Consider the following 19,713-nt stretch of genomic DNA (forward strand, 5'->3'; position numbering starts at 1 on the left):
AATTTAATTATTTGAAAAACTCATCTCCACTAGCCAATAATTCTTCAGATTTAGAAATAGTGTTTTCTTTAACTAATCTATTTAGCCAAGGTAGTTTCCCTGTTTTTTTGCGCAATTTTGCTTTAGAGTACCAATCTTTAGGATAAGAAATTATAGACGGAGTTCCTTGTTTTCCATACTCTGGATAGGATTGATAGTAGATGTCTTTAATGGCAGCAATTATTTGGTTTTCCTCACTGTGAATTGAAAGTGTGAAATGCATTTCAGTCTGGAAAACGGAAGGTTTTTCGCTTAAAAAAATAGGAACACAACCTTTGTAACAAAATTCTCTTGAATTTGAATTAATGGATATGATCTCACCATTTACATTTTCAGGAAATGAGGAAATCCAATTTTGAAATTGTTGGCTTATTGTTGCTGTTTGCAGATATTTTGTTTCCAAACTAACATTTCCATCATCATCCAGAAATAAATTGATTTTTTCAGTCTGTTGGGCAATCATGAATGAACTGAAAGTCAAGGACAGTAGAATAAGGACGATTTTTTTCATAAAGGGTTGTTTAAATTGAACATACTATCAGGTTTGATCTCAATTTTTAATTTAATCCTTTTTATTGATTTTTCAAAACGAATAGTTTCCCTTGTAATTAATTTGTAAACCATTGTTTGCGGGTAATCAGATAAATAAGTCTTCATAGTTATGTTCACAATAAAGAAAATGGCACATTTGACACTTGCTTTATTACCCCTATTACGATATTTTTACTTGTGTAGTGAAGGTTTAAACTCCTTCAATTTTCATATTTGACTTGATTAGTTTCAATTCTTTTTAAGTTTTAAGTATGGTTTTAGTTGTTAGTAATTAAAAGAGGGGCTTGGCCCCTTTTTTATTTTATTATACTTATTCTCTCCTAAATAATTTATCAATCTTTCATTTTAAGTGATGAATCATTCCGTTAATTGACGAGGTATGTCTAATTTTGTTACACTACACAGTTTTATTGCCAAAGAAAGATTTTTATGACACATATATATTCTCTGAACAGATTGTTTATTATTCTTATTTTACTTGGAAATAATTTTTTTGTCTCGGCACAAAATATTTCTTTGGAGGAAGATAGGTTAGTTGATAGATTGTCTCAACCCAATATCTGGGCAGATTCCATTCTGTCGACTTTAAGTGATGAAGAGAGAATCGCTCAATTGTTTATGATTGCAGCATACTCCAATAAAGGCAATGAAGAGTCGGAGCGAATTGCCGGCTTAGTGAGCAAATATCAAATTGGAGGAATTATATTTTTTCAAGGAGAACCGGGGAAGCAAGCCGAGTTAACAAATAAGTATCAAGGTATGGCAAAAGTTCCTCTTTGGATTGGAATGGATGCAGAAATTGGATTGGGAGCCAGGTTAAAACAAACAATAAGTTATCCAAGGCAAATTATGCTGGGGGCAATTCAGGATAATGAATTGATTTTTCAGCTGGGGAAACAGATTGGTAAGGAGTGTAACAGGCTTGGTGTTCATGTGAATTTTTCACCTGTAATGGATGTGAATAATAATCCGAAAAATCCAGTAATAAATAGCCGTTCTTTCGGCGAGGATCGCTGCAATGTAACCAACAAATCCTATGCTTTTGCTTCAGGAATGCAGAAATCAGGAATTATTGCTGTAGGCAAACATTTTCCGGGTCATGGAGATACTGAAACAGATTCACATTTTGATCTTCCTTTGGTAGATTATCCTATTGAAAGAATTGATTCTATTGAATTGTTTCCATTTCGTTCTTTAATAAATAATGGTTTAGGGGGAATTATGGTTTCTCATCTAAATGTGCCGGCACTTGATTCTCTGCAAAAGGTGGCGACACTTTCCCGGCCTATCGTTTCTCAATTGCTAAAAGACGAAATGGGTTTTAACGGTTTGATATTTACGGATGCGTTAAATATGCAGGGAGTTCGTAAATTTTATCCAAAAGGAGTTGTTGATGCTAAGGCATTGATTGCCGGCAATGATGTTCTTCTTTTTACTGAAGATGTTGCAATAGCTATAAAGGAGATTAAGTTGGCTCTGAAAAGAGGGGAGATTTCCTGGGATGATATCAACCGGAAGTGTTTAAAGGTTTTAAAGGCAAAACATTGGCTCATTTTGAATAAGTACAAACCAATTGATCAGAATAAACTTTGGTCTGGATTAAATACACAGCAAGGATTTATTTTAAGACGGAGGTTGGCTGAAAAAGCAATTACTTTAGTGAAAAATGATGATCAATTATTGCCGTTAAAACGGTTGGATACCCTAAAAATTGCCTCTGTTGCCATGGGTGTCCCCATCCGGAACAGATTTCAGGAATATCTTAGCAGGTATTCAGATATAGATTTTTTCCAGATCGGGAAAAACGCTTCGATCGAAAGTTATTATCAATTATTGAAAAAGCTTGATAAATACAATTTGGTGATTGTAAGTAAGCATGATAGTGATCTTCGGGCATCAAAGAAATTTGGAATTACAAGTCAAACCATTGAGTTTCTTTCTGAGCTTTCAAAAAGTAAAAAAGTGGTTTTTGATTTGTTTGCAAATCCTTATGGTTTGGATTTATACGAAGGGACTGATCGGTTAAAAGGGATTTTGGTCTCGTATGAGGACAATATAGAAACTCAGATGGCTTCTGCGCAAATTATTTTTGGAGGTTTGGCCTCTCAGGGACGATTACCGGTTACAGTTAATGGACACTTTCCAGTTGGAACGGGTTTTGAAACCCAACACAATCGTCTGGGTTTTTCTTTGCCCGAACAAGCAGGATTAAATACTCTTAAATTGAATGTCATTGATTCAATTGTAAATGATGCAATCAAAAAAAAAGCAAGCCCGGGCTGTCAAATCCTGATAGCTAGAAAGGGGAAAGTTGTATTTCACAAATCATACGGTCATCATACTTACAATGACAATGTTGAGGTTCGTAATCCTGACATTTACGATTTAGCATCACTAACAAAGATTACGGCTACACTTCCGGCACTAATGCAGTTATGTGATGAAGGGTGGATTAATGTGGATCACGCATTGGGAGAATATTTTTCAAAAGCCAAAGGCACAAATAAGGATACTCTTATTTTAAAGAAAATTTTAGCTCACGAATCAAGATTGTTGAGTTACAAGCCATTCCATTGGGAGGCTGTTGATTCGGCAAGTTTCGATGGTGATTTGTTTAGTCGTACTTATTCGAAACGTTACAGCCTAAAAATGGCTGATAAATTGTATCTGGATCGAAATTATAGATTTAGAAAGGGAATTTTTTCCAATCAAAATTCAGAGGAGTACCCGGTTCAGATTGCGAATAACCTGTTTATTCGTAAAGGTTATCACGATACAATAATCAATCAGATATTGGCAACAGAATATAGAGAATCAAATGGTTATAAATACAGCGATCTTGGTTTTATAATGATGGGAGAAATGGTTAAGGAGATTTCGGGCGAGTGTTTGGAAAGCTATGTGAAAAGACATTTGTACGATATGCTTGGAGCCTCCAGTCTGGGGTATCATCCGTTGAAACGTTTTAGTGCCGATCGAATTGTGCCAACACAAGATGATAAGTTTTTTCGAAAACAATGGCTTAAAGCTTATGTGCACGATCCAACAGCAGCAATGCTTGGAGGCGTTTCTGGACATGCAGGAATGTTTGGAAATGCAGGTGATCTGGCAAAATTAGCACAGATGTATCTTCAGGAAGGAACTTATGGCGGTGAAACCTACATAAGTGCTGAAACGATGAATCGATTTACTGCACGGGCCTACCCAGATTCTGAAAATAGAAGAGGAATTGGATTTGATAAACCTTTTTATGATACTGACGAAAGGGGAGGACCAACATGCAGTGAGGCTTCCGATTTAAGTTATGGTCATACTGGTTTTACTGGAACCATGATTTGGATTGATCCAAAGTATAATTTGCTTTATATTTTTCTGTCGAACCGAATTTGCCCTGATGAGTCGAATACCAAACTGATGGAAATGGATGTGAGAACTAAAATACAGGAGCAAATATATAAGTCAATAATTAAAGACGAAAAAGCTGATCCTGAATTCAAAAGCTTGCCTTTTTCACCATTTGGAAAAGGGATGTTTTATTAGTTCTACATTTAAATATTTACTTTCATTTGTGACTTCCCGATCAATCCATTGTGGTAGTTCAAAGTTTTCATTTTCGGATTTAAGCTCAATTTCGGCTACAATTAAACCCTTATTGTCGCCTTCAAATACATCTATTTCCCAGAATAAATTATTTTGAGAAATCACAAATCGGGTTTTTTCAATCTTCGAATCACAAAGAACTAAAAGATCCTGAGCATCTTTCATCGGAATCTTGTATTCAAATTCAGATCTGCTCAAAGGATTATTGCCGGTCTTGATGGTTAAAAAAGACTGATCTCCCGCAATTCTAATTCGTAAACTTTTATCCGGATCACTCCAAATGTATCCTTGAATAAGTTTTTTTCCTTCTTGTGGGAGATCCAATAAATTTGATTTTATCAGGAACTTTCGTTCTATTTCTAATGGCATATTCTGTTGAGAATTGTTTTATTTGTAAAATTTATTTCCAATGATTTTAAGCCCGTCGAGGGTTAACATTGGCTCATGATGATCGAAAATATTTAGAATGGGAAGCATCACAGGAGCCAGACCACCGGTAGCAATTACAGTAGTTTTTCCTTCCATTTCTTTTTTCATTTCCGTCAGAAGTGATTCAACCAAACCTTTGTATCCTAATATAATACCAGCTTGCATGGCATGAACAGTATTTTTCCCAATGCAGGAAGGTGGAACCACCAGATCGACATTTGGCAATTGAGCTGTCTTTTGAGAAAGCGATGCCATGGCAGTTTTAAGTCCGGGAGCAATTGTCACACCCAGCAAATTTCCATCTGCTTTTATTACAGTAAAAGTTAGAGCAGTACCAAAATCTACAACGATGCAATTGCCCGAATATTTGTTGTGAGCAGCAACGGCATTGGCAACTAAATCCGTTCCTATTTCATAAGGATTGCTTATTCCAATATCCAAGCGCGGATACAATTCCGGACCAAGAACCAAAGCTTCCTGATTGAACAGTTTACGAATCATCTCACGAATAGGAAGTATCAGGGAGGGAACAACGCTGCTCAGAACTACCCGGTCAATTTCTTTTAAATCAATATTCCGGCTCGCTAGTAATGTTCTGTAAATGACTTCATACTCATCGGATGTTTTGTTGGCAACAGTGTGAATTCTAAATTGTTCTGCCCAATGATTGTTGCTGGATAAACCGCAAACCACATTTGAATTTCCTATGTCAATGGCTAAAAGCATATGTTGGATTGTATTTATTGCTTAACTACAGATAAAGATCGGTAAAAGCTTTAAAAAAAAGCCTGATTAACCCTGTTTTTTGTAATTCCATTTTTTAGATAGCCGATGATGTTCTGACTGGCTTCTCTGCCCATTTCAATTCTGGTTTCGATTGTGGCAGTGCCAATATGCGGTACTACAAGAGCTGTTTTCTGCTTTAATAATTTTGGATGAATAATGGGTTCATTCTCGAAAACATCCAGTCCGGCACCGGCAATCTCACCTTGTTCCAAAGCTCTGGCCAAGTCTTCTTCATTAACAACTGCACCTCGGGACGTATTAATTAGAAAGGCCGTTTTTTTCATCTTCATGAACTTCTTTTCGTTTAATAAATGATGTGTTTCGGGAGTTAAGGGGCAGTGTAGGGAAATTACATCTGATTTTTCAAGTAGATCCGGTAAATTCATATAAACTGCATTTTTCCATTTAAGCTCAGAAATGGGTTTTCTGTTGTGATAAGCGATACTCATACCAAAAACCATTGCCTTTTCGGCAACCGATTTACCAATATTGCCCATCCCTATAATGCCTAATGTTTTTCCTCGAAGTGTGCTTCCTAAATTTTTCATCACTCCCCATTCAAATTCCGGATTTGTTTTTAATTCATAATTGCATGCCGAAATTTGTCTGCTCAGTGATAACATGAGCCCCATGCACAATTCAGCAGTTGGTTCACAAACAGCTTCAGGAGTATTGCAAACAATAATTCTTTGTTCATTTGCTGCATTTAAATCGATATTATTAAAGCCAACACCGTAATTACTGATAATTTTTAGTTTTTTTCCAGCTTTTATTATATCCGCCGATATTTCTCGATTAAAAATAGATAGCAAACCAATACAGTCCGGGATGAGTTCAATTAATTCCTTTTTTGTGAAGGATTCCTTTTCAGGATAAATCAATTCAAAATGAGTTTCCAATTCGGTAAGTCCTTCTTTAGGAATAGAGTAGGTAATCAGTATTTTGTTTTTCACAGATATGCAGATTAATGATTTTAGAGCTCAAAAGGTACGAATTAGAATTAATCATCCAAAGTGATACCATTTTCCGGTCCTTTTACAAAAGAGGATTTCCACGAACTTATTTCGTAGCTTTGTTTGGGATTAAAAACCCAACCAAACAATTAACACAGCTGTTGCATGATTTTATTAGATAAACCATACGTTTCCAAGTTTCTTAAAGAGACCATTGTAAAATATAATTTCCCAACCCTGGATACAGGTAATGTTACTGAAAAGGGAGAGCTTTTATTGATTAGTTCAGAACAGATTGTTCAACATTTTAGAGATAATACGAATAGCCGTATTTATACCAATTCAGAGAATTCTATCAATTGGGTTGTAAACCATTTAAGTTTTACCAAACTACCGCAGTACATTAATGTATTTAAAAATAAAATTGAATTCCGGAAATTGATTCAGGGGATGTATCCTGATTTCTTTTTTAAGGAGGTATTATTTAAGGATTTGGATGAAATTCAACCCGCAGAATTACCAATGCCGTTTATAATTAAGCCGGCAGTAGGTTTTTTAAGTTTGGGTGTTCATAAGGTTGTAAATGAGGATGATTGGTTAAGGGTGAAGCAATTGATTTGTGAGGAATTTACTGATGCTCAGGCTTTATTTCCTATCGAGGTGGTAAACGCATCTTCCTTTTTAATCGAGGAGGTAATTGCTGGTGATGAGTTTGCTTTCGATGCCTATTTTGATGAGAACGGCGAAGCGGTTGTGTTGGGAGTGTTAAAGCACCTTTTTGCTTCCGAAAAGGATGTTAGTGATCGTGTTTATTGCACCTCAAAAGAATTGATTCGGGCATATATCCCACAATTCAAGCAGTTTGTGCAGGAGCTTGGGGAACAAGTTGAATTGAAAAATTTTCCTGTTCACATCGAAGTTCGTGTGGACGAAATGGGTAAACTAATACCGATTGAAGTGAACCCAATGAGGTTTGGTGGCTGGTGTACTACGGCAGATTTGACTTATTTGGCAACTAAATTAAATTCATATCATTGTTTTTTAAGCAATATAAAGCCCGATTGGGATCTGATCTTAAAAGAAATGGATGATGAGATTTATTCTTTGATCATTTTAGATAATTCGACTAAAATACCATCTGGTCAAATTACACATTTTGATTATAAAAAATTACTGGCGCAATTTTGTAATCCACTGGAATTACGTAAAATTGATTATAAAATGTACTCTATTTTTGGGATGCTGTTTACTAAAACTCCAAAAGATAAGTTTCGTGAAATTGAAGAGATTTTAGTTTCTGATCTACGTGATTTTGTCCTTGCAGCATCTCATTAAAATATAATTATAGCGATATGATTACTGATTTTATTATTCGTAAAGCCGAAATTTCAGATGCTATTAGTATTGTGATGCTTAAAATTCAAGTTTGGCTGGACACCTATGCTACGGGAGGGATCAATAATGAATATGCAGAATATTTAGCTTCTGAAATCACCAAAGAAAAAACTGAAGCCTTACTTCTGAATCCGAACAAAAAAATATTTTTAGTTGAGAAGGATTCGTGTTTAATTGCGTGCTCCCAACTGGATTATGATACTTCTTGTCCGATAAAAGATATTACAGATCCGGAGCTGTCGGTACTATATGTGTCAAGACATTTTCATGGACAGGGAATAGGTTCCAGACTTTTGGTCCATGCTGAAGAGGAGGTGGAAAAGAATAATGGTTCGGGTTTATGGCTCACAGCTTATTACCAAAACCAAAATGCTCTTGATTTTTATCATTGCCGCAATTATTTGGTGGCAGGAAAGTGCTTTTTCGAAATGGGTGAAAATCAATACGAAAACTGGGTGTTCAATAAAAAGCTAAAAGTTTTGGAATAGGAATAATTGTTGATTTTTTCAGGTTTTATTTATCCACTCGTTTTTAAGAACTGCATAAATTACATCGTCAACCCATTCATCATTAATAAGGATACTTTTTACAAAATGAGCTTCTTTTCGAAAACCTAAATGTTCTAGCATTGCTATCGATTTTATGTTTGCAGGATCAACCGAAGCAGTAATACGATGTTTGTTTAAATGAGTAAAAAGAAATTTAATTACTTCTGACAAAGCTTCGTTTGCAAAGCCTTTTCCATGATAAGATTTTGCCAGGGTACAACCAAGTTCGACTTGTTTTTCGTCTGCATCTAAAAAATGAATTCCAATGTCACCAATCACTTTCTGATCTTCTCTACAGATAATTACCAATTGATACCACGTGTCAATCTGATTGATGCTTTTGGAAACCCTATTGTTGATGAAATCATAAACATCATCAATGTTTTTCGGAATCCAGCCTTGGTATTGATTGGTTTTTACATCTGAACGATAATCGAATATTTCTTTAGCATGTTTATTTTGAATTCTTTGTAAGCATAATCTTTCTGACAGTAATTCCATAATCAATCTATTTGTTTCGAAGACAGGAAAGATAATTTTCCTGAGTGGATTTTGCAAATAGGAGTTTAAATCTCACAAATTTGATTTTTCATATGAAAGAAATGATTGGAAATACAGCTTAAATTTGTCATATTCAGGTGCATATTATACCCTTGAGGATAAATAATTAGCAATTTGTTGAGAATAATTCCGTACATTGCAGAACCTTTAAGAAATGATCAGATAGAAGTATTAATTATCGTATTTAATTTTTGAAGGATTATAATGAATTTCGAATCTTAAAAAAGCTATGGCAAGACCAAAAGAAACTTACAACAAAAAAGAGAAAGAGAAGCAAAAACTCCAGAAAAGAAAAGAAAAAGAAGCGCGTAAAGAGGAACGTAAATCCAATCCAGGTCGTACTTTCGAAGAAATGCTTGCCTACACAGATGAGTTTGGCAATTTGAGTGACACTCCACCAGATCCAACTAAAAAGAAGAAAGAGATCAACGAAGAAGATATTGTTCTTGGTGCAAGGAATAGTGATGATGGTAATTTTGAACAACCTTTAAGAGAGGGTGTTGTATCTTTTTTCAATACTAGTAAAGGATATGGTTTTATCAAGGATTTAGAAACCAAGGAGAGTATTTTTGTTCATATCAATGGTCTTGTAGATTCTGTAAGTGAAAATGATAAAGTTAACTTTGAAACTGAGCGTGGTCCTAAAGGGATGAATGCTGTAAATGTTACTTTAGTTAAAAAATAGATAACCTTTTCGGTTGTTACAATTTTAAGAAATAAAAAACCACCCTTTTGGGGTGGTTTTTTATTTTGTATGAAAGTAATATGAACTAGTCGATTACTCTTACGTTTACTGCATTCATACCTTTTCTTCCTTTTTCCATATCGTACTCAACTTTATCGTTTTCACGAATTTCGTCTATAAGACCCGATGAGTGTACGAAGATGTCTTCACTTGAATCTGCTGGTTTAATGAATCCAAAACCTTTAGATTCGTTAAAGAATTTTACTGTTCCTTCCATTGTAATGTTTTTTTAATAATAAGATGTTTGTTTAAAGTCTATATTCTTATTTAATTGCCAGTAACAGTTCTATTATTTTTATTCCTAAATGGAATGAATAGTAATGAATGGTATTGAAATTATTATTTAATAAGACTTTCGAACTAAACAAATATAAAAAAAACAATTTTTCAATCCAAAAATAAAGAACAAAGTTTTGAGTTCTATAATGATGCTTTTTGTGAGGTGATTATGGATTTTGTTTGGTTGAATTTTAACAGTTTTGTCTATGGCGATTCTTTGGGAGAAGGAGTGAGCAGATCTGAAAAGGAGGAGGTATTTGTTCTTGAAGTTAATTTTATAGGTTGGAAATTTAAAGCTGATATTTGAAAAAAAACTGTCGGGTTTTATTTGCTGATTTATAAACAAAAAAAACCACCCTGTTGGATGGTTTTTTATTTTGTATAAAAGTAATACGAATTAGTCGATAACTCTTACGTTAACGGCATTCATACCTTTTTTTCCACGTTCTGAATCGTACTCAACTTTATCGTTTTCACGAATTTCGTCAATAAGACCTGTTGAATGTACAAAGATGTCTTCACTTGAATCGTCTGGCTTAATGAATCCAAAACCTTTAGATTCGTTAAAGAATTTTACTGTTCCTTCCATTGTAATGTTTTTTAAAAATAATAAATTAAACGTTTAAAGACTCAAATTTAGTAATTAGCAGTAACAAACTTATTATTTTTATTCTAAAAGAAACAAATAGTAACGAATGATATTGAAATTATTGGTGGAGAATAAATCTCCTTTTAGACTTTTAAACATTGCAAAGATATATTAAACTTTTACGCTATCCTAACTAAGTGCAGAATAGTTTTAATTTGGAGTATAAAATTGATAAATATTTGAAGAAAGACTCATTCTCGTGTTGTAATTAGTTGAAATAGAGAGTGTAATGATTGTGTTTGGAGGGTATGTCTAAACGAATTTAGTCTTGTTTTAGTAATGAGAATAGATTATTTTACTTATCCAGCTCACTAAATACTCTTTTTAAGAGGTCATTAACCCTTTTTAAAGGGTCTTTTCTGATTAACTTTTCTTCATCTGCAACTTTAAGAAATAAAGCATTAAGAGCTTTTTCGGTCACATATGCATCGAGCTTGGTATTTATTGGCTCTAAACGGGCTAACTTTCCGGCAAAACTTCCTGCTGCAGCATTGTAATTTTTCGTTAATAAACTCCACGATTCATTCGTAGATAAATTAGCAACCAGCTTTTTATCTAAGGAAGCCTTTACTTTGGGCATAAACAGATCTTTTAATTTACTTTGAGTTTTATTTTGAAGATATGTGGTTGCAGCATTGTTCTCTCCTTTAAGTATGGCAAACGCATCGGCAATTGTCATTTCGGTAATTGCTGAAACAAATATCGGTGCCGCTTCAGAAACCGCATCTTCAGCTGCGCGATTAAGTCTAAGAACTACCTTATCTACTAATTCTGCACCTCCAGGTATCAAATTAATGTTTTTAGTAATGCTTTGTGCCTCTGGAGGCAGTAGTATTTTAATCAACTCGTCTTTGTAGAAACCATCCTGTAAGGATAACAGGTTCGATGCATTCTTACTACCAATTTTTAATGCTTCTTTTAATCCAGAGCTGACTTCGTTGCTGGATAAAGGTTTTGGCTGTGAGAATTCATACTGATCTATGAAAGGCTGCAACTCTGCGCAAGAAGCAAATAGGAAACTAATTAATATGATTGAGATTGTTTTGTGCATAATTTTGCTTTAATGAATTTGTTTGTTTTCAAGCGCGGCAAGGTATCAAAAAATGATATGAAATTCAATAAGAAAAGCCTGCACAATTTTCTGCAGGCTTTACAATCGATAGTTGTATTTACTCGGTTATTGCTTTCATAAAATCTTCTACATCCCCAGGGGTACTCATTATTTTCATAAATGTTCCCATAGTTAGTTCTGGCCAGTACAAGGCAAAACGATATTTACCATGCAGCATACTTGCCTCTTTTCCTTCCAGGATAATTTCATAAGGCATAGCTGCGACATGATCTTCTCCAATTATTGGAAGAAATTGTTTTTCTCCATCTTCAGAGTCTAATAAACCGATTCCAAATACGGCTATGTTTTTGTCTTCAAATATTTGTTCGTAAATTAAATCAGCATTTCCTTTTCGAGCTTTTAAATTTTTACGGATAGTTTCTAGTCCGGCTTCGAATGATTCGAATTCATTTAAAACAACAGGATCACTAAAATATGGCATCATCATTTTGTAATGATACTTTTTTAGTGAGCTTTCTTTCACTTCTCCGCCAAATGGAGCGAACTCATCACCTATTGTTGATAGTGATTTTTTAACATCAGAAGTAATCTTGGAAAGCAAAGGTTTATCTGTTTCGTAGTTACTTAAATAGGCGCAAAAAACATAGTCTGGGTTAACTATACTTACTGTAGTGCTTTCTCCTTTTTTTACCAAACCAATTTTAAGAATACTGGCCAAAGCGCCTCTGTCTTCTGATTTTAGGCACAATTGGCTTAGATCATTTCGGGAAAAGCAAATAACGTAAAGTTCTTGGTTTACGCCAGGTTGGTATTCGCCCAATACGGTAAATTGGTTTGCTTTAAGATTTTGTTTTATGCTTGAAACCAGTGAAATGATATCCGTTTGTGAGGTTCCAACCTTAAAGAAAGGAGACATTTTATTTTCTTGTGCATTGCTAATCTGTATCCAGGCAAAGCAAATCAGAATTAGGATTATTTTCTTCATAGTATTATTTGTAGTTATTAAGATGTTTAGAAGTTCTAATATATAAATATGAAAATAGATAGACTGTGCTGGAAGAAAGAAATTTTAATGGTAAGTATTATTCTAAATGTGTTCATCGACAAAAACTTCAATTAATATGGCACTTCCCAATCTATTTTAAATGATTGTAAATTGAGGTATTATTAATTTTGCTACATCGAATCTTTTACTGAAATTTGATTTTCCTTCCAAAAAGGATGTAAGAATCGGATATTTAAATTGGGCAATATGAAACGATCAGGTAAAAAGTGTTACATTCAGGAAGAATGAGTGTAATTTGGGAGTTTCATATGACCATAAAATAAAAAATATAAACAGATGAAACGTCCATGCTAAGGTGATTTTGACATACAGGGGATGATTATTCCAGCATGGTAAGTTCCATCTGACCTTAATCAAAAAATTGTAAACAGATGAAATGGATTTTATTGCTTGTGAGTTGGACCAAGGAGGAGAAGAAAAGATTTTCATCCGATAAAGAGGCAATTCATGAGTTTGCAAACTGGCTTTCTCATGGACTGGGCTTGCTGTTTGGTATTCCTGCAGGAGTATGGTTGTTAAGTATAGCTTACAAAACGCAGAATATTTACGGATTTACATCATGCATGCTCTTTGTTGTCGCATTTAATTTACTATATGCTTCATCAACTGTTTATCATTATATGGCTGGAAGTCCAAATCGTAAATTATTTCGAAAGTTCGATCATATTAGTATTTTCTTTATGATTGCAGGAACTTACACGCCTTTTCTTGTTATTTATTTAAATAATCAGGTTGGTAGACTCTATTTGATGATTTTGTGGGGATTGGTGGTTGTTGGAATATTTTATAAAATATTTTTATTAGGAAGATATCGTTGGATTTCTCTCATGTTATACATATTTATGGGTTGGATTCTGTTTTTTAATTTCTCTGCGTTTAGTTCATCTCTGCCTGCTTTGTGTTTGCAGTGGATAATTGCAGGCGGTATTTTTTATATGTTGGGTGTGGCTTTTTATGTTTGGAGAAAGTTGCCATTCAATCATTTTATATGGCATTTATTTGTTTTTTCAGGTAGTGTTTCTCACTTTATTGCGGTGTATTATTGCATTTTATAGCAGAGGCTGACTCAAAATAGGGAGGGTCGATTCTTAGATATACTGATGTTTCTCTATATTGAATAAAAAAAAAGTTTGTGTTTGAGACAGCCTCAGGATAATTTTATTTCTGCAGCTAACAAATTCTGCAGTTTTTAACATACCAGGAAACAGAATGCTCATTGTTGTCGACCAATTCTTTTATAATTTTTCGATCATCCCAAACAGCACAACAAGAGGTTGATTGATTTAGGGCTTTCGTCAATTTTGACCAACGATCCATGATTTCCATGGTTAGAGAACTTTCGTACTCCTTGAATACTTCGATAGCACATGAACCACAAAAATGTAATTGATTTTCAAGCGGTTTAAGATTTTCGTTTTTGGTGAAAATGTGTTCGCCTACCTTAAAAAATTCATTCTCTTTTAATTGAAGAGTTAATTTTAAGTCAATTGTAGTCATAGGTTTGGATATTAGGGTTTGCTTCTTTTTTTCTTTATTTAAATGTTGTGGGTTTTTCTTTTGTTGTCTGATAATCTGATCTTTCTAATACGTAATTAAAAATAAGCAATTTTAAAGTCACGAAAAAATAAAAAATCATTAAGGATAGAATTCTTTATTTAGACCAAAAAAAAAGCTTCCCGAAGGAAGCATTTTACTGATGATGTATTTTCTGATTTTTTATTAGTCGATTTTTTGTAGTTGAACAGTGAAATGTCTCATAATTGGGGCTTCGTCAATAATTTTAAACCCATGTTTAATTTCATTTCTTCGATCATAAACATTTTTTAGAGCAACCGCAACAACATCCATATGGTTGTTGGTATAGGTTCTTCTGGGAATTGCCAGGCGCAGCAACTCCAAAGCCGGATAACGGTTTTCTCTCGTTTCAGGATCTCTATCGGCTAAAATTGTACCAATTTCAACACCGCGGATTCCAGCTTCTAAATACAATTCACAACCTAAAGTTTGTGCTTGATACTCTTCTTTTGGTATGTGAGCTAATATCTTTTTGGCATCAACAAAAATTGCATGGCCTCCTATTGGTTTTTGAAACGGAACACCAAATTCCTCTAATCTGCGGCCTAAATATTCTACTTGTTTAATACGGGTTTCAAGATATTCAAATTCAGTTCCTTCATCAAGACCTTGTGCCAGTGCATTCATATCACGTCCCGACATACCTCCGTAGGTAACATATCCTTCAAACATGATGTTGTAGGTAGATGCTTGTTTCCAAAGGTTTTCATCTTTCATCCCGATGAATCCACCCATGTTTACAATCGCATCTTTTTTGGAACTCATCGTTGCCATGTCGGCATAAGAATACATTTCTTTAACAATTTCTTTAATTGTTTTATCTTGATATCCTTCTTCACGGGTTTTAATGAAGTAAGCATTTTCGGCAAAACGAGCAGAGTCAAAACACACAGGAATTTCATATTTAGCCGCCAATTCTTTAACGGCTTTTATATTAGCCATTGAAACAGGCTGACCACCCGAAGTATTGCAGGTAACAGTCACAATAATCATTGGTATTTGTTCTTTTGGATAAGTAGAAAGAACTGATTCAAGTTTAACAAGGTCAAGGTTTCCTTTGAAAGGGTGATCGATTACTGTGTCAAAAGCTTCATCAATTGTACAATCAACAGCTTTTGCTTTTCTGAATTCAATATGTCCTTTTGTTGTGTCAAAATGTGAGTTTCCCGGAACAATATTTCCTTCTTTAACCAATACTGAGAACAATACATTTTCAGCAGCCCGGCCTTGGTGAGTAGGCAGGAAATGATCGAATCCCATGATGTTTTTAACAGCTTCTTTCATTTTGTAGTAGGAGCGTGCACCAGCATAACTTTCATCTCCCAACATCATTGCCGACCATTGTTTATCACTCATTGCTCCTGTACCTGAATCGGTAAGCAAGTCAATAAATACCTGATCACTCTTTAGATTAAAAAGGTTGTAATTAGCTTCTTTAAGCCATTGTTCTCTTTCTGCACGAGTGCTTCTTTTGATGGTTTCAACCATCTTGATTTTATATGATTCTGCGAATGGTAATTTCATAATGTTTCTTTGTTTATATTATTGTGGTGTATGGCCGTGTAATTATCTATAGGATATAATTCTCCCATATCAATTATGTGCTTTTTGTAAATGTATACGTAAAAATTTGAGGCAGGATGCCCCGAGCGAATCTAGAAGTGAAACTCGTCTCTGTTTTTAATGTTAAGGTAGACCTTGTGTGTCAGTTTTGGAAGTTGGTATTTTGTTTCCATAGTTTCTGATTTTCTACTTTCGCCAAAAATAGAATAAATTCTGCGGAATAAAAAGGAGAATAGGATATTTAATGCAAACGTTTGTTTCTTGGAGCCCTTTGTTGGAGTTTCAAAAACTCACAATTTTTAACTTAAATGACCAGCATTATTTTTTTTATAAAGAAATAATTTCAACAAATTTGCATGTGCCGTATTTAGTTGGCATTTTTCTTATTCAATAAGATTTTCCATTAGCCATTTAACTATTTAAAGAAGTAAAGATCATTGCCCTATGATTCGAGTTTTGTGTGTTTTGCTAATTCTGCTTCAGTCATTAGTTTCTTTTTCTCAACGAAATGTTAAGAGAGATTTTGTTTTTCCTGACAAAATAAAATTGGATAAATCTGTTTATCAACTCAAGCAAAATAAGGCTGATTCAATCAAGTATTGTTCCAATGATACAGTTTTAGACTTACTTGTTGATCCTTTGCATCATATAGACAATGTGGGGTTTCGATTTGTAGTTCGTGAATTGGATATGAATTATTTAAAAAAGAAACATCAGACCGATTCTGTTCAGGATGCAGTGAATACTTTATTGCAATACGTTAAAAATGACAGTATTCGGGATATGGTTTACTACCTGAAGAAATACATTGAAACACGAAAGACTGAAGTGGCACTCCGAAAAGTGAAAAAACAAATGGAGTTGGAAAAGGTGTTGAGTTACCAGCCTGAATTATTAAAACCTGAAGAGTTGGATACAGATGATTCTTGGAAGGCTCATGCTTTGGAAGAATTATTTGAATATGTCGAAAATGATCCGGTTCATCAATGGATTCGGGAAATTAGCAGAGATTCAGTACTATTAGGCGTGAAAAATTATCAGAATGATTCAATTAAATTCTGGATTAATAATGGGAAACAAGATTTTAAACGATTTTGGTTGAAGAAAAACAGAAGAGATTCTATTGGGATATGGGTTCAGAATACCAAAGATCGATCGGTTCGCATTCTTGTTGATGATGATGTATACCAGCAATCAGTTCAAAAATCAAAAATGAGAGGAACAAGAGTGAAATTGGAAGAGAAAATTTCTAGCGATCAGTATAGTTTAGCTAAATTAAGTAAGTATAAACGCTATTCTCAAAAATGGAAATTAGGTGCAACCATCGGTTTGTCATTTAATCAAGGTCATGTAAGTGATAGCTGGGCCGGAGGAGGTGAAAGTTCAATTGCAACCATATTTACCACCACTGGTTTTGTGAATTATAATTATGGGAATCATAGTTGGGAAAATAAATTGGATGTTAAGTATGGTCTTCTAAAATCAGGGGATAATGGCTTTCGCAAAAATGAGGATAGAATAGAATTCAACACTAAATATGGACAGAAAGCTGTAAAAAAGTGGTACTATTCAGCACTCTTTAATTTAAAGACGCAGGCTGTTAGAGGTTATGTGTATCCAAATAATGCTGAAAGAATATTGAAATCATCCTTTTTTGCTCCTGCCTATATAATCGCTTCGGTTGGTATGGATTATAAGCCCAAAAAGGATTTTTCCATTTTATTATCGCCAATTGCCGCTAAATATACCATTGTTCGGGATACAAGTCTAATTGATCAAACAGTTTTTGGTATCGATGAAGATAAGAAAGTAAAAAAGGAGGTTGGTTCCTATGTTAATGTATTTCATAAGACAAAATTTTGGGGCGATTTGATTTTAGAAAATAAATTAACACTATATTCCAATTACACCATGAAACCTAAAAATGTAGATGTTAACTGGGAATTAACATTATTAATGCCAATTAATCAATACATATCTACAAAATTGTCAACTCATTTGATATCAGATGATGACACAGGCTCAAAAGTACAGTTCAAAGAAAATCTTGAGGTGGGAATCAGCTATCGCTTTTAGGAGGATAATTTCTGGCGATTATTTTTTTTATCAATATAAAAGATGTTTTAAAACCTTTTTTACTTACTGTAAAAAATACTAATTTTCTGAGCTAAATTTAAAGTATAAATCGATGAGTTTAATTTATAGAGTACCTGGTGTTGGAAGAATCGAGATTGACACTTTAGTTGTTGATTCGAATGGAACATTAACAGTAAGGGGTGAAATTGTTACTGGTGTGATCGAAAGAATACAGCGTTTACAATCCTTTGGTGTAAATGTTGTAATGATTTCTTCTGATCAAAGAGGAAATGCACGTGAATTATCTGATTCTACAGGAATTACCTACTACGAAGCCAATAACTCGAGAGAAAAAGAAGATATATTGCTTTCATTAGGAAGTAACAAGGTTGCTGCAATTGGTAATGCTCGAATTGATATTGGGCTGTTTGTGCAGTCAGTTGTTTCTATTGCTACATTGCAGGGCGAAGGCATTCATAAAGATGTGATTGATCATGTGGATGTAATTGTTCCCTCTATTAATGATGCCTTGGATTTCTTTTTGGATGAAGACACATTTATAGCAACTATGAAACGTTAATTTTTTTTTGCTAAAATAATTTAGAATCTCCTTCTGGGAGATTTTTTTTTTGCTTTACTGTAAATACAGGGGTGCTTTTTTACAAAAATGATATTTATATGGATATGCTTTTATTTATTGTTTCAATTGTTGCGATAGGCTTTGGAATTTATTGGTATTTTATTCATATTCCTAATTATACAGGCTATGTCTCGGTTGATGGAGAAGAATTAAAAAAATACAGCAAACCAGAAGAACTATTTGCTTTAACTCAAAGTCCTGTTGATAATATTTGGATAGTAGATACCCGGGAGGAAGAATATTTTCTATTGGGGCACATTCCAACTGCTATTAATTATCCTTTTGATGAAATTGAAAATAGATATGCCGAAATACCTTTGGGAACTAAGCTGATTTTTTATTGCGATTTAACATTAAAATCTCAAAATGTCATTAATTTTTTAGAGGAAAAAGGCCATGTTCAAATGATGAATTGGGGCAAATACAAATTTTGGACCTATTCTGAAATAGTAGAGGAGGATATATCCATTTAAAGTAAACTTTTATAAATGCTAAGGTTTTCATCATCGAAAATGCAAAATATAATTTTGCGAATGGATTTTAGTTGTTTCGCTTCTTCCTGAATTGTTTTAATTGCTATCTCGGCGGCGTCTTTTTTTGGAAAACCATAAACTCCAGTGCTGATATTTGGAAATGCAATGCTTTTTAAATTTAGATTGTCGGCCAATTTAATGCTGTTCTTGTAGCAATTTTGAAGGAGTTGTTTTTCATTGTGATTTCCTCCTTTCCAAATTGGCCCAACGGTATGAATAACATGCTTCGACGGAAGTTGGTAAGCTTTGGTTACTTTTGCTTCACCGGTTGGACAACCATTTAATTTTTTACATTCTCGTAATAATTCAGGTCCTGCTGCTCGATGAATAGCCCCGTCAACACCACCTCCGCCAAGCAGGCTCTCATTAGCTGCATTTACAATGGCATCAACTTGTAATTTGGTTAGATCTGATTTTTCAATTAAAATTTCCATTGTTGCAAAGAATAATAGTTTAAATCAAGTTTTTTTAGTGCATGTATTTCTAATACAGACTTCTAATTTCTAACTTTGTAGATTAGCTTAAAATTAATAATTCAAATTCATTATAAAAAATGACCCGAAATCGATTGCAATTCACTGATTGTGAAATTGTTTGTTCGAGATTGAAAAAATATTTTTACTTTAGCCGAGCTAGCCAAGCAAATTGATTG

At 34.0% G+C, this 19,713-nt stretch carries 20 protein-coding genes; 8 read left to right on the plus strand and 12 right to left on the minus strand.

Features of this window, described 5'->3' with window-relative positions; all coding sequences use genetic code 11:
- Positions 1–7: 7 nt before the first annotated feature.
- Positions 8–550, minus strand: a complete 543-nt coding sequence (locus ACKU4N_RS05325) for a DUF4468 domain-containing protein (protein WP_321321302.1) — start codon at positions 548–550, stop codon at positions 8–10.
- Positions 551–1,020: 470 nt separating this feature from the next.
- On the opposite strand from ACKU4N_RS05325, the gene ACKU4N_RS05330 reads away from it, so the two are divergent.
- Positions 1,021–4,131, plus strand: a complete 3,111-nt coding sequence (locus tag ACKU4N_RS05330; RefSeq protein WP_321321304.1) for a serine hydrolase domain-containing protein — start codon at positions 1,021–1,023, stop codon at positions 4,129–4,131.
- Here ACKU4N_RS05330 and ACKU4N_RS05335 read toward each other — a convergent pair.
- The 3 genes from ACKU4N_RS05335 to ACKU4N_RS05345 are packed head-to-tail and all read right to left on the minus strand — an operon-like array spanning position 4,102 to position 6,359.
- Complete coding sequence (locus ACKU4N_RS05335) at positions 4,102–4,560, minus strand: CYTH domain-containing protein (RefSeq protein ID WP_321321306.1); 459 nt, start codon at positions 4,558–4,560, stop codon at positions 4,102–4,104. The genes ACKU4N_RS05330 and ACKU4N_RS05335 overlap by 30 nt on opposite strands.
- Positions 4,561–4,578: 18 nt before the next feature.
- Positions 4,579–5,346: a type III pantothenate kinase gene (locus ACKU4N_RS05340; RefSeq protein ID WP_321321308.1), complete on the minus strand. Its 768-nt coding sequence runs from the start codon at positions 5,344–5,346 to the stop codon at positions 4,579–4,581.
- A gap of 50 nt (positions 5,347–5,396) precedes the next feature.
- Positions 5,397–6,359 carry an NAD(P)-dependent oxidoreductase gene (locus tag ACKU4N_RS05345; RefSeq protein WP_321321310.1) on the minus strand — a complete coding sequence of 321 codons (963 nt, stop codon included), beginning with the start codon at positions 6,357–6,359 and terminating at the stop codon, positions 5,397–5,399.
- Positions 6,360–6,524: 165 nt separating this feature from the next.
- Here ACKU4N_RS05345 and ACKU4N_RS05350 point away from each other — a divergent pair, with 165 nt between their 5' ends.
- Together ACKU4N_RS05350 and ACKU4N_RS05355 are read left to right on the plus strand one after the other, a co-directional pair.
- Positions 6,525–7,694, plus strand: coding sequence for an ATP-grasp domain-containing protein (locus ACKU4N_RS05350; RefSeq protein ID WP_321321312.1), 1,170 nt, complete (start codon positions 6,525–6,527; stop codon positions 7,692–7,694).
- A 17-nt stretch (positions 7,695–7,711) separates the two neighbouring features.
- The gene (locus ACKU4N_RS05355; RefSeq protein ID WP_321321314.1) at positions 7,712–8,242 is read left to right on the plus strand and encodes a GNAT family N-acetyltransferase; all 531 of its coding nucleotides are present in this window, start codon (positions 7,712–7,714) and stop codon (positions 8,240–8,242) included.
- 18 nt (positions 8,243–8,260) lie between these two features.
- Here the strand turns inward: ACKU4N_RS05355 and ACKU4N_RS05360 are convergent, their stop codons facing one another.
- Positions 8,261–8,803 carry a GNAT family N-acetyltransferase gene (locus ACKU4N_RS05360; protein WP_321321317.1) on the minus strand — a complete coding sequence of 181 codons (543 nt, stop codon included), beginning with the start codon at positions 8,801–8,803 and terminating at the stop codon, positions 8,261–8,263.
- A gap of 289 nt (positions 8,804–9,092) precedes the next feature.
- On the opposite strand from ACKU4N_RS05360, the gene ACKU4N_RS05365 reads away from it, so the two are divergent.
- Positions 9,093–9,548 carry a cold-shock protein gene (locus ACKU4N_RS05365; RefSeq protein WP_321321319.1) on the plus strand — a complete coding sequence of 152 codons (456 nt, stop codon included), beginning with the start codon at positions 9,093–9,095 and terminating at the stop codon, positions 9,546–9,548.
- A gap of 85 nt (positions 9,549–9,633) precedes the next feature.
- Here ACKU4N_RS05365 and ACKU4N_RS05370 read toward each other — a convergent pair whose 3' ends face one another.
- From ACKU4N_RS05370 to ACKU4N_RS05385, 4 genes are all read right to left on the minus strand, one after another.
- Complete coding sequence (locus tag ACKU4N_RS05370; RefSeq protein WP_101260024.1) at positions 9,634–9,825, minus strand: cold-shock protein; 192 nt, start codon at positions 9,823–9,825, stop codon at positions 9,634–9,636.
- Positions 9,826–10,284: 459 nt separating this feature from the next.
- Positions 10,285–10,476, minus strand: a complete 192-nt coding sequence (locus tag ACKU4N_RS05375) for a cold-shock protein (RefSeq protein WP_101260022.1) — start codon at positions 10,474–10,476, stop codon at positions 10,285–10,287.
- Positions 10,477–10,831: 355 nt separating this feature from the next.
- Positions 10,832–11,587, minus strand: coding sequence for a DUF4197 domain-containing protein (locus ACKU4N_RS05380; protein ID WP_321321323.1), 756 nt, complete (start codon positions 11,585–11,587; stop codon positions 10,832–10,834).
- A 118-nt stretch (positions 11,588–11,705) separates the two neighbouring features.
- The gene (locus ACKU4N_RS05385) at positions 11,706–12,593 is read right to left on the minus strand and encodes a hypothetical protein (protein ID WP_321321325.1); all 888 of its coding nucleotides are present in this window, start codon (positions 12,591–12,593) and stop codon (positions 11,706–11,708) included.
- A 452-nt stretch (positions 12,594–13,045) separates the two neighbouring features.
- Between ACKU4N_RS05385 and ACKU4N_RS05390 the strand changes: the two genes are divergently transcribed.
- On the plus strand, positions 13,046–13,729 hold the full coding sequence (locus ACKU4N_RS05390; protein ID WP_321321327.1) for a PAQR family membrane homeostasis protein TrhA: 684 nt from the start codon (positions 13,046–13,048) through the stop codon (positions 13,727–13,729).
- A gap of 115 nt (positions 13,730–13,844) precedes the next feature.
- On the opposite strand, the gene ACKU4N_RS05395 is transcribed toward ACKU4N_RS05390, so the two are convergent.
- Both ACKU4N_RS05395 and ACKU4N_RS05400 read right to left on the minus strand, forming a co-directional pair.
- Positions 13,845–14,171: a hypothetical protein gene (locus ACKU4N_RS05395; RefSeq protein WP_321321330.1), complete on the minus strand. Its 327-nt coding sequence runs from the start codon at positions 14,169–14,171 to the stop codon at positions 13,845–13,847.
- 222 nt (positions 14,172–14,393) lie between these two features.
- Complete coding sequence (locus ACKU4N_RS05400) at positions 14,394–15,773, minus strand: tryptophanase TnaA (RefSeq protein WP_321321331.1); 1,380 nt, start codon at positions 15,771–15,773, stop codon at positions 14,394–14,396.
- Positions 15,774–16,256: 483 nt separating this feature from the next.
- On the opposite strand from ACKU4N_RS05400, the gene ACKU4N_RS05405 reads away from it, so the two are divergent.
- The 3 genes from ACKU4N_RS05405 to ACKU4N_RS05415 all read left to right on the plus strand — a co-directional run bounded on the left by ACKU4N_RS05405 (position 16,257) and on the right by ACKU4N_RS05415 (position 19,001).
- The gene (locus ACKU4N_RS05405) at positions 16,257–17,888 is read left to right on the plus strand and encodes a DUF3078 domain-containing protein (protein WP_321321332.1); all 1,632 of its coding nucleotides are present in this window, start codon (positions 16,257–16,259) and stop codon (positions 17,886–17,888) included.
- A gap of 112 nt (positions 17,889–18,000) precedes the next feature.
- The gene (locus ACKU4N_RS05410; protein ID WP_321321334.1) at positions 18,001–18,468 is read left to right on the plus strand and encodes a hypothetical protein; all 468 of its coding nucleotides are present in this window, start codon (positions 18,001–18,003) and stop codon (positions 18,466–18,468) included.
- A gap of 98 nt (positions 18,469–18,566) precedes the next feature.
- Positions 18,567–19,001: a rhodanese-like domain-containing protein gene (locus ACKU4N_RS05415; protein WP_321321336.1), complete on the plus strand. Its 435-nt coding sequence runs from the start codon at positions 18,567–18,569 to the stop codon at positions 18,999–19,001.
- Here the strand turns inward: ACKU4N_RS05415 and ACKU4N_RS05420 are convergent.
- Positions 18,998–19,495 carry an O-acetyl-ADP-ribose deacetylase gene (locus ACKU4N_RS05420; protein ID WP_321321337.1) on the minus strand — a complete coding sequence of 166 codons (498 nt, stop codon included), beginning with the start codon at positions 19,493–19,495 and terminating at the stop codon, positions 18,998–19,000. The genes ACKU4N_RS05415 and ACKU4N_RS05420 overlap by 4 nt on opposite strands.
- Between the last annotated feature and the right edge of the window lie 218 nt (positions 19,496–19,713).

It is taken from the genome of Labilibaculum sp. (assembly GCF_963664555.1).
Lineage (GTDB): Bacteria > Bacteroidota > Bacteroidia > Bacteroidales > Marinifilaceae > Labilibaculum.